The 15,264-nt window shown below is 33.2% G+C and carries 13 protein-coding genes and 1 pseudogene; 5 read left to right on the top strand and 9 right to left on the bottom strand.

The window, feature by feature from the left end; all coding sequences use genetic code 11:
• Nucleotides 1-3: 3 nt before the first annotated feature.
• Complete coding sequence (locus LPB88_RS21655) at nucleotides 4-1,707, bottom strand: RagB/SusD family nutrient uptake outer membrane protein (RefSeq protein ID WP_230717748.1); 1,704 nt, start codon at nucleotides 1,705-1,707, stop codon at nucleotides 4-6.
• A gap of 22 nt (nucleotides 1,708-1,729) precedes the next feature.
• Nucleotides 1,730-4,912 (bottom strand): TonB-dependent receptor, encoded by a 3,183-nt coding sequence (locus LPB88_RS21650; protein WP_230717747.1) that lies wholly within the window; start codon nucleotides 4,910-4,912, stop codon nucleotides 1,730-1,732.
• Nucleotides 4,913-5,581: 669 nt separating this feature from the next.
• Between LPB88_RS21650 and LPB88_RS21645 the strand changes: the two genes are divergently transcribed.
• From LPB88_RS21645 to LPB88_RS21630, 5 genes and pseudogenes are all read left to right on the top strand, one after another.
• A complete protein-coding gene (locus LPB88_RS21645; RefSeq protein ID WP_230717746.1) occupies nucleotides 5,582-7,111 on the top strand; it encodes an alpha-L-fucosidase in 1,530 nt (509 codons plus the stop codon).
• 12 nt (nucleotides 7,112-7,123) lie between these two features.
• Nucleotides 7,124-8,668, top strand: a complete 1,545-nt coding sequence (locus tag LPB88_RS21640; RefSeq protein WP_230717745.1) for an alpha-L-fucosidase — start codon at nucleotides 7,124-7,126, stop codon at nucleotides 8,666-8,668.
• 255 nt (nucleotides 8,669-8,923) lie between these two features.
• Complete coding sequence (locus LPB88_RS23910) at nucleotides 8,924-9,100, top strand: hypothetical protein (RefSeq protein ID WP_370635895.1); 177 nt, start codon at nucleotides 8,924-8,926, stop codon at nucleotides 9,098-9,100.
• Nucleotides 9,101-9,672: 572 nt separating this feature from the next.
• Nucleotides 9,673-9,804 (top strand): annotated as a pseudogene (locus LPB88_RS23905) (hypothetical protein); the annotation flags it as partial.
• A 76-nt stretch (nucleotides 9,805-9,880) separates the two neighbouring features.
• Nucleotides 9,881-10,078, top strand: a complete 198-nt coding sequence (locus LPB88_RS21630; protein WP_230717743.1) for a hypothetical protein — start codon at nucleotides 9,881-9,883, stop codon at nucleotides 10,076-10,078.
• Nucleotides 10,079-10,760: 682 nt separating this feature from the next.
• Here the strand turns inward: LPB88_RS21630 and nagB are convergent.
• The 7 genes from nagB to LPB88_RS21595 all read right to left on the bottom strand — a co-directional run bounded on the left by nagB (nucleotide 10,761) and on the right by LPB88_RS21595 (nucleotide 15,114).
• On the bottom strand, nucleotides 10,761-12,686 hold the full coding sequence (gene nagB / locus LPB88_RS21625; protein WP_230717742.1) for a glucosamine-6-phosphate deaminase: 1,926 nt from the start codon (nucleotides 12,684-12,686) through the stop codon (nucleotides 10,761-10,763).
• Between the two features lie 63 nt (nucleotides 12,687-12,749).
• Entirely contained in the window at nucleotides 12,750-12,932 is a 183-nt protein-coding gene (locus LPB88_RS21620) for a hypothetical protein (RefSeq protein ID WP_230717741.1), read from the bottom strand.
• Nucleotides 12,933-12,934: 2 nt separating this feature from the next.
• Nucleotides 12,935-13,153: a hypothetical protein gene (locus LPB88_RS21615; protein WP_230717740.1), complete on the bottom strand. Its 219-nt coding sequence runs from the start codon at nucleotides 13,151-13,153 to the stop codon at nucleotides 12,935-12,937.
• Between the two features lie 20 nt (nucleotides 13,154-13,173).
• Nucleotides 13,174-13,314, bottom strand: coding sequence for a hypothetical protein (locus LPB88_RS21610; protein WP_230717739.1), 141 nt, complete (start codon nucleotides 13,312-13,314; stop codon nucleotides 13,174-13,176).
• A 111-nt stretch (nucleotides 13,315-13,425) separates the two neighbouring features.
• Nucleotides 13,426-13,599, bottom strand: coding sequence for a hypothetical protein (locus LPB88_RS21605; protein ID WP_230717738.1), 174 nt, complete (start codon nucleotides 13,597-13,599; stop codon nucleotides 13,426-13,428).
• Between the two features lie 100 nt (nucleotides 13,600-13,699).
• Complete coding sequence (locus tag LPB88_RS21600) at nucleotides 13,700-13,918, bottom strand: hypothetical protein (RefSeq protein WP_230717737.1); 219 nt, start codon at nucleotides 13,916-13,918, stop codon at nucleotides 13,700-13,702.
• Nucleotides 13,919-13,983: 65 nt separating this feature from the next.
• Nucleotides 13,984-15,114, bottom strand: a complete 1,131-nt coding sequence (locus tag LPB88_RS21595; RefSeq protein ID WP_230717736.1) for a DUF4861 family protein — start codon at nucleotides 15,112-15,114, stop codon at nucleotides 13,984-13,986.
• Between the last annotated feature and the right edge of the window lie 150 nt (nucleotides 15,115-15,264).

Genomic DNA, 15,264 nt, shown 5'->3' with positions numbered 1-15,264 from the left:
TAATTAAAAATCAGAATATCCAGGATTTTGTATTAAAGCTCCGTTGCTTTCAACAATATCTCGATAAGGAATAGGATAAAGTTCGTGTTTACCTGCAGTAAACAAATTTCCTGCTAAGTACACTCTTAAACCATGAAAGTCTTTTGTGGCTGGATCTCCAAAAATAGCAGCCATCTCGGCAATACGTTTACCCAATAAATTCCAACGTATTAAATGAAATTTTCTATTACCCTCACCATAGAATTCACGTGCATATTCTTCGGTAATAAAATTAAGGAAAGTAGTATAATCAGTCGTGAAATTTAATGGTACATCAGCATTAGTTCCTATATTATTTGTACCATACCCTCGTCTTCTCACTTTATTCACTAATTCAATAGATTCAGGTGTTGGGCCATTATTCAATTCATTAAGTATTTCTGCACGCATTAACAATACTTCTGAGTAGCGAATAACTACATAATTAACATCTGTTAATGTAAAATTAGTAGGTACTGATGTATGCCAATTTCTTCTCCATTTTGCACACGACCAAGTAGAAGAACTTTTTACGGAAATAGGTACTTCTGTAAAATTAGGACCATTAAGCTTATAATCTGCTATACTAACTCTTCTTCTCAAATCATTTACACCAAATTTATTGTACATGTAATAATGTGTAAACATTTTAGGAGCCACATTATACGAAGCTGAATGACCAGCAATCGCAACACCTGTAGAACTACCCCCTATGGTCCCTGCATGGCTACCTTGTCCTGCAAGGTATCCAAAATCAATTTCAAACATCGATTCACTTGGCTCGATAATATTACCACAAAGGTTTCTAAAAATATTTTCGTAGCTCGGATTAAGAACATGTTTACCTGAACTAATGAGCTCTTTGCTAATTATCTCAGCCTTCTCATAATATTCCAAGTAATTATCAGCTCTTTTTACAGTTCCATCCTGATATAAAGAATATCCACCCGCAAATAATAGTGCGCGGGTATATAAGGCCATTGCAGCACCTTTATTGATTCTCCCTTTATCAGCATTTACATCATCATGCCAAGGAAGATCTGGAATTGCATCTTCAAAATCCTTCACTATTTGAGCATAGATTTTAGACTTAGGTGAACGTTCTAAAGACAAATTTTGAGAAAGATCAGATGCAACCGTTCTTAAAGGTGCATCACCCCAACTTATTACAATATTGGTGTATAGAAAAGCTCTTAATGCTTTTGCTTCGGCTATGTACTTTTTTATACGTTTTTGTTCATCTGCATTTGATGAAGGCATTTTAGAAGCATTACTAATTACAGCATTTGATCTATTAACTGCATCATAAAATTTCGCCCATAAACTTTCAACAATCGTACTTTTATTTTGAGTATTGTAATGCCCTACCTCTTCAATCGTACCTGCTGCTCCATTTACAGTAGTACCTCTTAATATTTCTATGTCTGTATCAGCTCCTAACAGGACAATATTGGTCCCAAAAAGCTCTCTAGATGAAAGAACATCGTATATACCTAGCACTGCCGAATTTAACTTTTCTGTCGAATCATAAAATTGATCAGCTGAATATGCGGTAATTGGTTTTTCTTCAAGAAAGTCTGTACAAGAAACAAAACTTAATAAGAATACTAAAATTACTTTTACTACCAAACTTCTTTTTAGAAAAATAGCTTTAATAAAATTTAAGTTAATTTTTATATTGTTTTTCATAATTCAAATATTAAAACGTTAATTAAAAGGATACACTTAACCCAAACACATATGACTCTGATCGTGGGTGACTACCTCTATCAATTCCTGGAGTTATACCTCCATTGCTATTCATACTTACTTCAGGATCATAACCGGAATATTTTGTAATTGTCAAAGGATTATATACTGTTGCATACAGCCTAAATTGATTTAGTTTTAATTGTTTCAGTACTTCTTTGCTAAACCTATATCCTAATGTCAATTGACCTAAACGGGCGTAAGACCCATCCTCTACCATATAACTATCAAAAGGAACAGATGATGCTCTTTGTGAAGGCAATTTAGCATTTGCATTAATAGCTTTTAGTGCATCTATATTTCCCGTATCTAAAAGATTATTTCCCTGAAAATCTACAATTCTATACTGCTTATCAAATACATCTTTTGTAGTACTTTTATTTCTAGTATTGCGAATAAGTTGGTATAAATTAGCATTATAAACATCACCCCCATATTTAAACTCCCAAAAAAATGACAAATCCCAATTTTTATATGTAAATGTATTCATTAGACCTCCTGTGAAATCAGGATTAGCATTCCCTATAAAAGTTTTATCTAACTCGTCTATTTTCCCATCAGGCAGACCATTAGCACCACTTATATCTTTATACTTTGTCACTCCTGGTTGTGGTACATAAAATTTACTAACTGGTATTCCATCATTCAAAACCCATTTAGAATTAACTCCATCCCATGCAAAATCATCAGTAGTATAAAGACCATCATATTGAAGACCCCACATTTTACCAACACTACCTCCTTTTTCTATGATAAAATCCGTACCTGTTCCATTACCCCCAGAACCAGACGAAATTTCCCATCGGTCAGAGTTCGCTAATTCTAAAATTTTAGTTTTATTAAAGGCAATATTAAAATTGGTTGTCCAAGTAAAGTTTTTATTCTTAATATTGAAACTTTGTATTCCAATTTCCAATCCGCGACTTTGAGTTGACCCAACATTTTTTAACGCTGTTTCATAACCAGAACTTAAAGGTATTCTTGTCTCAAGAAGTAGGTCTTTGGTAACTATATTATATAAATCGAATGTTGCATTTAGTCTATTTTTAAAAAAACTAACGTCCATCCCAAGATTTGTTGATAAGTTTGTTTCCCATTTTAGACCTGGATTTGCTAATGAAGGACTAAAACTTGCGTTTACTCCATTATCGATTGGTGTCCATCCAGCGCTATATAAAGACAATGAACGATAATTATCAATTCTATTATTTCCAGAAGCCCCATAGGATAAGCGGAATTTTAAATCCGAGAAAACATTTAAATTATCAATAAATTTTTCATTTCCAGCCAGCCATGCAACAGCAACAGATGGAAAATATCCCCATTTATTATTAGCTCCAAATTTAGTAGACCCATCCGCACGCATGGTTGCAGTCAATATATATTTATTAGAAAACTTATAATTTGCTCTCCCAAAGAAAGAAATTAATTTATTAGAGAACTTTCCACTTGTTGGTAAATTAGGAATTGTAGCCAAATTAAAATAGTCTACACCAAAATTATCATCTGGAAAACCTCCAGCTGAAACACTTAATAACTTACTCTTTTCAACTCTTATTTCTTGTCCAATAAGTATATCCAAACTATGCTCTTTTCCTATTGTTTTTTTGTAAGTAAGTGTTTGGTTTCCAAAATAATTATCATCTGTACTAAGACTTAGACTTCCATATGGGCCATTACTTAACTTTGCTTGTGCAGATCGAGATGTGAAAAATGTACTCGATTCAGTTTGCTTACCACTAAATCCAAAATTAAATGTATAAGAGAAATTATTATTTAAAACATAATTTAGATTAAAGCCAAAACTATAATTTTTCTTTGCTCTATTACGAATATTAGTTTTAACATCTGCCAAAGGATTTAGTTCAACACTTTCGCCAATATCATTAATAGGATCAATATCATTTAATATAAGATCTTCATCTGAATAGTTTATTCCGGCTGTTGGTCTAAATTGAATTAATTGATTTAACGCTTTACCTGTTTCATTAAAAGGACCAACACCCCTTAACTTATCAGAGAAAAAAGTAATATTTGTTCCAATAGTTAGTTTTTCACTTATTTTTTGACTTGAGTTAAGACGAATTGAGTGCGTGCTATAACCACTATCAGGTACAATATTTCCATCATTATTATAAGTATAAGATATAAAATACTTATTTTCTTTTGACCCCCCACTAAAACCTATTCTTTGCATTTGATTAATCGCAGTCTTCCCATCATAAAGTAGATCCTGCCAGTTGACACCTTTTCTACCAGCATAATTTTTTTGTAAATCTTCTATTGGACCATATACTTCCAACCAATCAGCACCGCCTAATGACTTCTCATAGTCGTACAATACAAATTCTAAAGGAGAAAGCACCGGAGTTCTATTTGATATTTTTTTTACACCAATATAAGTATCGTAAGTAATAGTACCAATACCTACAGTTCCTTCTTTAGTTGTAATTATAATAACTCCATTAGCACCTCTCGAACCATAAATTGCAGTTGCAGATGCATCCTTTAGAACATCTACACTTTTTACATCGTTAGGATTGATCCCAACAAAACCATTCTCCATAGGAAACCCATCTACTATATAAAGAGGGGAATTATCTTGAGTTATTGAAATACCACCACGAATCCGCACAGATATTTCTGAATCCTGAGCCCCAGAAGAACTGGATACAACTAAACCAGCAATCCTTCCTTTTAAAGCCTCAATTACGTTAGTTACGGGAACCTGACTAATTTCTTCCCCGCTTACTGACCCAATTGCTCCGGTTACATCTTTTCTTTTAACTTTACCATAACCTACAACAACAACTTCATCTAAAGCATTATCAGAAGATACCTTCATTGTAACATTCAATACTTTTTGTCCATTTAATTTAATTCCTACAGGAGCCATCCCCATATGAGTAAATTTCAAAACTGCTAAATCACCATTTTTAATTGTTATTTTAAATTTTCCATCAATGTCAGTGATAGTAGCATTAGTAGTTCCTTTTTCTGAAACCGTAGTACCAGGCAACGGAAATTTTTCACTATCAACAACTTGCCCAGTACAAACTAGTTCTTGAGCCATTATTGTAAACCCAGAACACATAATAAAAATTATGCAAAAGAGTTTTAAACATCTTATTTTTTGACTATTCATTTTTTTGGTTAGTTTTTGGTTAATATTTAATTGGTGTTTAATTTGCTCCGGAATTAGGTGGTCAGTTTGCTCCGGAACGGGTGGTCAATTTACTCCGGAATTAGGTGGTCAAATTGACCGGTTTTTCCAAATTACTCAACAATATTAATTTACATGATTTAAAATCATATTCATAAAAAAGTTCTTAAAAAAGTAGCAAAAAAAAAATCTTAACAACTTATTTCAATACTGTAAATTTATTGATCTAAAATTCTTTTATAAAGGTTTAAATGTTACTTATTAAAGAGTTATTTGTAACATCGTGTTTTCACTTAAACTAGCTGAAACAAAGCAATAATCAAATCAATTAATTGAAACAAATAGCTTGTTAATTTGTATCATTTAGATTGAAAAAACAACAAACTTCACTATAATTTTAACAAAAAAACTAAAGAGATTCTAAACAATCAATTTATCAATCTTATCCTATTTTATATAATTGAACAGAGGTTAGAATTTGATAATAGTCGATTTAATTTTTTCTGGTTTTTTCAAATTAAAACTTTGTAAAACAGCAACAATTCTAAATAATATTTTACCTGTAAATTCTTATAAAAACAGTTTCAATTATCTTATTTTTTTAAACGTAAAGAAACACAATTAATTATCTGAACACACATATTTACAATTATGAAAAACACCAAAATGAAACCATATTTTAAAATTATGTCCATTTTTTTATTGCTATTTACTTCCTACAACTATGGACAAAAAAAAGAAACTAAAAAAATCAATACTTCCAAATTACATTTCAAAAACTTTGAATCAAATTGGCAGTCTTTATCTACACAAAATATCCCAGAGTGGTATAAAGATGCTAAATTTGGAATATATGCTCATCTAGGGCCTTATACGGTTCCTGCTTATGAAAATGAATGGTACCCCAGGAAAATGTATTCTTATGCAAAGGACAAATATCAACGTGTAAAAGATCACCATTGGAAGAAATATGGTTCTATGAAAAATTTTGGCTATAAAGATTTTATCCCGTTATTTACTTGTAAAAATTTTAATGCTGATGAATGGGCTGACATTTACCAAAGAGCTGGGGCAAAGTTTGCAGGTCCAGTAGCTGAACACCATGATGGTTTTTCTATGTGGGACAGTAAAATAAATAGATGGAATGCAAAAGAAATGGGGCCAAAAAGAGATATTGTGGGGGAGTTAGTAATAGCCATAAGAAAACGTAATATGAAAGTAATTACTAGTTTCCACCATTCCTATAACGCTAGTGGTTTATATTTTACCAAACAAGACAGTTTAGATACTGGAAATCCAGAATATGCAGATTTATATGGTCAATTAAATCCACAACTTTCATATAAAATATGGTTTGAAAAAATTAAAGAAGTTGTCAATAATTATAAGCCAGATCAAATTTGGTTTGATTTTGAATTAAAAGATATTCCTGATGCTTATAAATTAAAAATGGCTTCATATTACTACAACAAAGAAAAGGAATGGGAAAAAGATGTCATAATAACTCGTAAAAACAATGATCTTCCTGAAGGTGTTGCTGTGCTAGATGTTGAACGAGGCAAACAAGAAAAAACTACCCCTAAATTATGGCAAACTGATGATGCTTTATCCACATATTCTTGGAGTTGGGTAGAGGGAATTAAATTGAAACCAGAACATGAATTTATTCATGAACTAATTGATATTGTTAGCAAGAATGGTATCTTACTTTTAAACGCTAGTCCTAAATCTGACGGAACAATTCCAGATGATCAAAAAAAGATATTCTATGCTATTGGTGATTTTCTAAAAGCAAATGGTGAAGGCATCTATGCTACAAGACCATGGGTTATTCATGGAGAAGGACCTAATTTGTACGACCAAGGTAGAGGCCTTGCTGAGGATATGGGAAATACATCTAAAGAAGCAAAAATCTTCACTAGTAAAGATTTGAGGTTTACACAATCTAAGGATGGTAAAACTCTATACGTTCATGCTTTGGGTTGGCCGAAAGGGAAGTTAATTATTAAATCTATGGGAACCGAATCAAAATATTTGAATAAAGATATAAAAGCAGTTAGATTACTAGCTTCCAATCAAAAAATACTATGGAACCAATCTAAATCAGGGCTAGAAATTAACACCAAAAACACAAAACCAACAGGAAAACATGCCTTTACATGGGCAGTAACATTAAAATAAAATTATAATAGCATGGTATTAAAAGTTAAAAGAAAAATATTATTTACTACATCAATCATCATCTTAGCTTCTTCATTTAGTTGCTCAATACATAAAGAAACACGAAAAGACGTTAAAGAAGCTTCTCAAAAAAGTAATAGCTATACTGAAAACTGGGAATCTCTTTCCAAACACAAATCTATGCCAGAATGGTTGTATGATGCCAAATTTGGCATATATTTCACATGGGGAGTATTTACGGTTCCGGAAAAATTCTCCGAATGGTATCCTAGAAGTATGTATGACAAAACTGATCCCGCTTTTAAATACCATAAAGAAAATTTTGGAGATCAATCTGAATTTGGATACCATAATTTTATTCCTATGTTTAAAGCTGAAAAATTCAACGCAGTTAAATGGGCTGAATTAATAAAAACAGCTGGAGCAAAATTTGGAGGGCCAGTTGCTGAACATCATGACGGTTTTTCAATGTGGGCTTCTAAAGTAAATCCGTGGAATTCGAAAGATATGGGACCTAAAAGAGATATTACCAAAGAACTTAAAGATGAAATAACAAAACAAGGATTGAAATTTTTTACAAGTTTTCATCATGAACGCAATATGCAACGCAATGCTATGCCTGACAATGGAGGAGGATATGATAGCCATTTTATTTATAACAAAGAGTGGCATACATCTTCAAACGACCCTAAATTGCGCTTACTATATGGTAATCTTAATGAAGCTGAATTCGATGAGTACTGGTTAGAAAAACTAAAAGAAGTTGTTAACAGCTATTCTCCAGATATTGTTTACTTTGATTCTTGGTTAAATCTTATTCCAGAGCAATATCGTCAAAAGTTTTGTGCATATTACTTTAACCATGCCTTAGATACAAAACAAGAAGTTGGTATAGTTTATAAACAGTATGATTTACCAATTGATGTAGGAATTCACGATATTGAAAAAGGTGGGCATACGGAAATTTATAAACCTGCATGGATGACAGATGATACTATGTCTTTTGGTTCATGGTCTTATACCGATGACCTCAAAATTAAACCAACATCAATGGTTCTGCATTCTTTAATAGATATTGTAAGTAAAAATGGTGTTTTATTACTAAATGCCTCACCAAGAGCAGATGGATCCATTCCAAATGATCAAGAAAAAGTATTAGAAGAAATGGGCATGTGGTTAAAGGGTAATGGAGAAGCTATATATAACACCAGGCCTTGGCTTATACATGGCGGTGGACCAACGGGAAGCTCAACTGGAAACCACGGAGGAATGTCTACCACCAATGTATACACTTCTAATGACTATCGTTTTACCCAATCAAAAGATGGTAAATCAGTATATTTAATTATGCTTGGTAAACCTGAAGTTGGAAAGCGTATAAAAATTAGAGAAATTGCACCACACAGATATCCTCTAGGAAGTAAAATACAAAAAGTAATCGAACTTCAAACAAATGTTGATGCCAAAGTAGAAGAAACCGATTCCTGCTTATACATTACTATTCCTGATATAGAAATGAATAATCTAGCTGTGGTGTTTAAGATTATACTTAAATAGTAGCATAATTACCGTTCAAATGAATATTTAAAACTTGTTTAAAATGAAAAATTATTTAAATATAAATTCACCCTTATTTTAGGCATTGTAACTATGCAGCACTTAATGAGTTTTAATAACACTCCCTATCAAAAACTAAATTCAAAACCAAAAAGTAAGAAGCCTAATATCATTATGATAATTAGTGATGAACAAAATGCAGGAATTCTTGGCTGTGCTGGAGATCCATAGGGCGATACTCCCAATCTAGATAATTTGGCTGAAAGTGGTTTCTTAATTGACAATCATTACACAAGTTCTCCAATTTGTGTCCTAGCAAGACAGACGTTAACTTTTGGTAAATATGTCTCTTATCATAATGTATGGAATAATACAATTGGATGTCCTAATGGTTTCCTTCTCTTCCAAGAACTCTTTGCCAAACGGTTATGATGCCATTTTAGTTGGTGATATGAAATATAACGGAAATAATTACGGTTTGTCCAATTACACTGAAGCAAGAGGAATCATTTCTCCTAACGAAGGAAAAAAAATATGGTTCCTTTTAAACCAAGAAAAAGGATTTCAAAGATTTCTTTGAAGACAATTTTAATGGATTAGGAGATGAATTTTCATTCATTGGGGCATCAGACGAAGATATGGAGACTTTTGTAGATGTGGAACGTTGCGATGATACAATGTCATTTATTAAGCAACGTTTTACCCACGATAAACCTTTTTTTTAATAGTAGGTTTTATCACACCACATTATCCACTTCAAGCAACAAGGGAATTGATTAATAAATACAAGGGAAAAATTCCAATGCCAGAAGTACCTAAAGGTTATGTAGAGAATTTACCACTCAATTATAAACACCTCCGTAACATACGTAAATTCGAAAATGTACCAGATGAAATTGTAAAGCAAGTAAGAAATTCATATTATGCACGTGTAGAATGGGGAGATCAAAAAGGAGGCGAATTATTAAAAGTGATAAAAGTATGCATCTTTCTCAGATGATACAGTAATTATTTACACTTCAGGCCATGGAGAAAACTTAGGAGAACATAGTCTTTGGTGGAAAAATTCTTTATATGATTCTTCAGCTAAAGTCCCTTTAATCATAAGTTGGGCAAATAGCTGGAAAGGTGGGTAAAACGTTAAAGCATAAGGTTCCGTTGATTTAGTTCAAACTATAGCTTGGATATAGCAGGAGCTAAAACACCGGACAATTGGGATGGAAATTCAATGCTTCAATGCTTAGACGAACCGTCTTATCCATGTCTATTGGTGAATATTATACAGGTTATATTCCCTCTGGAATTGCAATGATTAGAAAAGGGGATTGGAAATATGTTTACCATACACGAGCAGATAAAGATCATGGGCCTGAAATTGAATTATACAATTTAAAAACAGACCTTAAATAATTTAGCTAATAATAATAAAAATATAAACAGAATAAAAATACTCAATACTACATTACTAAAAGAACTTGGGGAGGATCCAGAACAAACTGAACTTAGGTGCAGAACGGGAGCTATTCCTGAGTTTCCAAAGAATAAAATATAAAAAATTTAATCGAAATAGGACTTTAATATTCTATATTTTAAACATTTATTATTTTAACTAACATCATGTGATATAAAAATTGTTTGCAAATTATAAAAATAGCTTAACTTGGTGTTATTGGATACTCTTGTAATCATAAAACTATGACTTACCTAATGTGCAGTTTCTATTTACATATCCAGAGAATTTGCTAACTGAAACGGGAATCCAGAAAAGAAAAGAAAAGAAAAGAAAAGAAAAGAAAAGAAAAGAAAAGAAAAGAAAAGAAAAGAACGCACCGCCAATGTAGAATCAGTGTTCACTCTATTCAAACACCACAATGGATTTAGACGACTTTCATAAAAAGACTCCAAAAAGTATTATTAGAATTCGGATTAATGTTTTTACGACACAATTTAAGAAAAAAAGTTTCTGGTAAAGAACAACTGATTATAAACAAAAGAAAAAATTAAACCAAATTAACAGAAATGAAAAAACCGCCTCAAATTATGTTTCGAGATGGCTTCTTTTTTCATTTTCACTACAACAAATTAAAAAAAATTAAAATTTCCATCTCACAAATGCTTCCATAGCCGCATAATGTGCCAATCCTAATTGATTGTATAATTGGGCCGTTTCACCATTTCTGTCTTCGGCTCTTTGCCAAAATTCTCTGGCATCAGATCCTTGGAATACTACACCATCTTTTTGAGACTGGTGTTTGAAAATTCCATGTCTTTTAAATAAAACCTGATCTGGGCTCATAGGTATAGCCATTTCAATCTCATCAATTCCCCATTCCTGCCAAGCTCCACGGTATAACCAAACCCAGCAGTCTTTCATAAAATCTTTTGGTTTCAATTCTTTCACTGCTTCAAAAATAGCGTCCAGGCATACTTTGTGCGTTCCGTGTGGATCGGCTAGGTCTCCTGCTGCATAGATTTGGTGCGGTTTTACTTTTTCGATAAGATCCATCGTAATTTGGATATCGTCTTTCCCTAATGGTTTTTTCTCGATAGCTCCTGTTTCATAGAAAGGAAGTTCCATAAAGTGAATTTGTGCATCGGGCAGTCCCACAAAATGACTCGTAGCACGCGCTTCTCCTTTTCGAATCAATCCTTTGATATAACGAACTTCAGTAATATCAATTTCACTCGCTTTTTTATTCTTTAAAAAACTTAATGCTTTTTTATAAATTTCTTCGGCCTCAATGTTTTTTATTCCAAATTTCCTATTATAATCAACTACAAAACTGGCAAAACGCAAAGCTTCATCATCGGCAACGGCAATATTCCCTGAAGTTTGGTAAGCTACGTGTACTTCATGACCTTGTTCCTGCAATCTCATAAAAGTTCCTCCCATACTGATGATATCATCATCGGGATGTGGGCTAAAAAGTAATACTCTTTTTCTTGCCGGTTCTGCTCTTTCAGGTCTGTTGCTGTCATCCGCATTCGGTTTTCCACCAGGCCATCCTGTGATGGTATTTTGTAATTTGTTGAAAATTTTGATGTTGATGTCGTAAGCAGGACCTGAATCGGCTAATAAGTCGCTCATTCCGTTTTCAATATAATCTGCATCAGTAAGCATCAAAATTGGTTTTTGCAAATCCAATGCCAAGCCTAAAACTGCTTTTCTGATTAAATTGGCTTTCCAAACAATTTTTTCAACAAGCCAAGGTCTGTTAATTCTGGTCAATTTTGAAGACGCTTCTTTATCCAAAACAAAAACAGCATTGTTGTGTTCCTGCAAAAAAGAAGCAGGAATCTGATTGGTTACTTCACCTTCAACCGATTTTTGAATGATGTTTGATTTTCCTTCCCCCCAAGCCATCAAGATTACTTGTTTGGCTTCCATTATTTTTTTAACACCTAAGGTGATGGCAGTTCTTGGTGTGTTGCTCAATCCTGAGAAATCACCACTTGCTGCCACTCTGGTAATATGATCTAAGGCTACTAATCTTGTTTTTGAATTTTGCAAAGAACCAGATTCGTTGAATCCGATGTGACCGTTTCCTCCAATTCCAAGAATTTGCAAATCAATCCCACCTAAAGCTTCAATCTTAGCTTCATAATCAGCACAATAACCCGCGATTTGCTCTTTTGTCAAAGTTCCATCAGGGATATTATAATGCTCAGGTAAAATATCCACCTGATCCAATAGCAATTCTTTCATAAATCGCACATAGCTATTTATAGAATCCTGTTCCATTGGGTAATATTCATCTAAGTTGAAGGTAATTACATTTTTAAAGCTTAGTCCTTCTTCTTTGTGAAGACGCACTAATTCAGCATACAATCCTTTTGGAGAAGAACCTGTTGCCAATCCTAATATACAAGATTCGTTATTTTTTTGTTTTGATTTAATAAGTGCTGCAATTTCTTGAGCTACAGCTTTAGAGGCGCTAGTTGAATTTTGGAAAACTACCGTATTGATATTCTCAAATCGTTTTTCAAACCCTGTTGCTTTGTCTATTGTACTTTTCATCGTTTTTTGAATTATTTTAGTTTATTGTATATTTTTAATCTGAATTATTTTCTTGGCCAACTTCTATTTATGTCCTTTAAAGGCATAAAACAGAATCATTAAATAAGTTGGTAACAACATTAAATAGGCAATTTGGTTTCCGCTTTTTGCTGTTTTTGCAACACCATCTGCTTTATTAGCCAGATTGATTGTTTCTGCCAGGGAACCATAAATTAATGGAAAAATCGCTCCTCCAATGATTTCCATAATCAATATGGAACTGGCTTTTTTTTGGTATAACCGCCTAAATCCTGTAAGGCCATTGGCCAAATGGCAGGCCAGCATAATGTATTAGAAAGTCCCATAAGTCCCACCAGAATAATTACCAGAAATAAAACAGGAATTCCCAGTAATTGAACCATTATATACGAAGAAATACTAACAATTAAAATACCAGAATCAAACCTAAAATACTCGATGCTTTTCATGCCTGAACCTGATAAACGTATTATCGAATAAGTCTAATTCCTAAAATGTATCCCACTACCATTGCAATCATGGTAAATGAAGTTAGTTTCAAATAGAAGTTACCATCTTCACCGTAAACGCCTAATTGTTTCCCAAATCCACCAATTGAATCTCCCGCCAAAACTTAGGCAGACAGATATAACATTAGAGTAATTACGCCCAAAACCAGTTGGGAAAATTGAAAGACATTTAGAATTTGTTTAAAAATGCTTAGATGTTCTACAACTCCATCTTAGTCTAAATCGATTTCAGGTAACGGAGATAGTTTAACCAGTATTGCTAAAATAAACATGATTAATCCCATATACAGATAAGGAATTTGCAACTGCAGGTCTAGTGTATCCAATGCCGCTGATTTAGCAACACTATCAAGAGCTGCAATCTTATCGGCAGTATAGTCCTTCATATTTGACAATACTAAAGTTGTCAATACCAGAGGAGCTATAATGCCGGCTAAATGGCAATCAAGCCTAAAGAAATTCCGTTTTTATAGCCTACTTTTTCGATTACCAAGACCATGGAATTGCCATAACTAAATAAGCGATGTAAAAAGCAAAAGCTACAAAAAAAGCCTGTGAAGAGGTCGCTAATTTAAAGAAAGGGATTAGCGGTCCATTCAGCCAGATTAAGAATCCCAAAATAAACAATAAGCTGGTTAAAATAAGCATCGGTATTAAAGCCCTGCTTCGTTGATTCTGAGTTATTGTACATTCAATTGTTGACATATTTTTATAGTTAAAGTTGTTTTTTCTTTTGAATTAAAAGGGAATAGTGGAGTTAGAATTAATCATTATTTGTCCTTTATGATTAAAGGATTTTTTATTTGCTGATAAAAATTATTCAGATAGTTAAACCATTCTTTTGCATTGGTAAATTTGCCTGCCTTATCCCAGGCCGCCCCAGTGTAGTAAACAATAGGTTCGTTGTTTTGAATAGTTGTTTTGGCTAATATTTGAGTGGCATCAACTGTCATGTTGGTAACGGCTGTAGTCAATATAGAACCCACTCCTGTAGTGCCATCTTTCCCAAAAGTAGGTTCCCAATAGCCAATAATGCCTTGCTGCTCGTTTAGTGAGATAAATCCGGCTTCGGGTCTTCTGATAATTCCTACTACAACAGGCATTGGTTTATTACCATCAAAACTATAGACGTTTTCGATGCGATTAAGCTGTGAACCGGCATCTAAAGAAATGGTTTTTGTAGCGCTCACTTTTATTCCCCCGGCATTCCAATTGTCAAAACTCAATTGAAATGAGGAGCGCAAAGGACCGTTGTCCAAAACTTTCCATTTACTATAATTCCCTGAATAACGGATGGTATCACTTATGTACGGAGCCATATTTCCTGCACCCAATGTAAAACCAACATGATAATAATCTAATCCATCGCCATGGTCTGTGTGATAGTCTGCCCGTTTATAGCGTTCGTTAAGAATCATTTTGCTGTTTCGTTTTACCCATACATCATAGCCATAAGCATTCCCTTCTGCTTTTTCCAATGCTTTTCCATAAGCACGAAAGGCAATTTTATCGTTTTCCCAGGCAAAATCATCCATACGTTCTGGTACATAACGAGCGTAGGTTTTTGTAGCAAAAGTTTCTGGTTTTCCTTTTTGTATTAAAAGAGAAAGTGTCGTTTTTGCTTTAACATCAATTTGTACCAATAAATTTTGAATGGCAGTATGTCCGTGATGTTCTAACTGGAAAGGAACTTGTTTTTTTGTAACTGAATTAATTACTATAAAGTTAGTGGTATCTATTTGAGGATAACAAGATAAAACAGCCTCCCATTTTATAGTCACCACAGCTTCATTTCGATCTAAAGCCGAATTGTTTTGGATGCTAAAAGCGGCTTTTGTTTGTGCCAAAAGAGCTAAGGGCAAGATTAAAGCAAGTCCCACAATTAGTTTGATGAATTTCATGAGTTATTTTTTTAAAGGTATTCACAATTAGCATTTTACAATTTTTACAATAAGACCTAATTTGGGCTACTCGTTCCAAAACACCTATAGTTACTTTGGCGAGATTTGGGCTTTCAAAAATGAATTTTTAAGTCTTTTTAAGTCTTTTTA

Source organism: Flavobacterium sp. JAS, assembly GCF_020991455.1.
Lineage (GTDB): Bacteria > Bacteroidota > Bacteroidia > Flavobacteriales > Flavobacteriaceae > Flavobacterium.
The sequence above is the reverse complement of the archived record's forward strand: the minus strand, read 5'-3'. Positions and strand labels throughout refer to the sequence as shown.

What these genes read in the sequence shown, in the direction of transcription:
- LPB88_RS21655 (WP_230717748.1), bottom strand. Translation starts at nt 1,707, where the DNA reads ATGAAAAACAATATAAAAATTAACTTAAATTTTATTAAAGCTATTTTT.
- LPB88_RS21650 (WP_230717747.1), bottom strand. Translation starts at nt 4,912, where the DNA reads ATGAATAGTCAAAAAATAAGATGTTTAAAACTCTTTTGCATAATTTTT.
- LPB88_RS21645 (WP_230717746.1), top strand. Translation starts at nt 5,582, where the DNA reads ATGAAAAACACCAAAATGAAACCATATTTTAAAATTATGTCCATTTTT.
- LPB88_RS21640 (WP_230717745.1), top strand. Translation starts at nt 7,124, where the DNA reads ATGGTATTAAAAGTTAAAAGAAAAATATTATTTACTACATCAATCATC.
- nagB (WP_230717742.1), bottom strand. Translation starts at nt 12,686, where the DNA reads ATGAAAAGTACAATAGACAAAGCAACAGGGTTTGAAAAACGATTTGAG.
- LPB88_RS21620 (WP_230717741.1), bottom strand. Translation starts at nt 12,932, where the DNA reads ATGGAAATCATTGGAGGAGCGATTTTTCCATTAATTTATGGTTCCCTG.
- LPB88_RS21615 (WP_230717740.1), bottom strand. Translation starts at nt 13,153, where the DNA reads ATGAAAAGCATCGAGTATTTTAGGTTTGATTCTGGTATTTTAATTGTT.
- LPB88_RS21605 (WP_230717738.1), bottom strand. Translation starts at nt 13,599, where the DNA reads ATGAAGGACTATACTGCCGATAAGATTGCAGCTCTTGATAGTGTTGCT.
- LPB88_RS21600 (WP_230717737.1), bottom strand. Translation starts at nt 13,918, where the DNA reads ATGTCAACAATTGAATGTACAATAACTCAGAATCAACGAAGCAGGGCT.
- LPB88_RS21595 (WP_230717736.1), bottom strand. Translation starts at nt 15,114, where the DNA reads ATGAAATTCATCAAACTAATTGTGGGACTTGCTTTAATCTTGCCCTTA.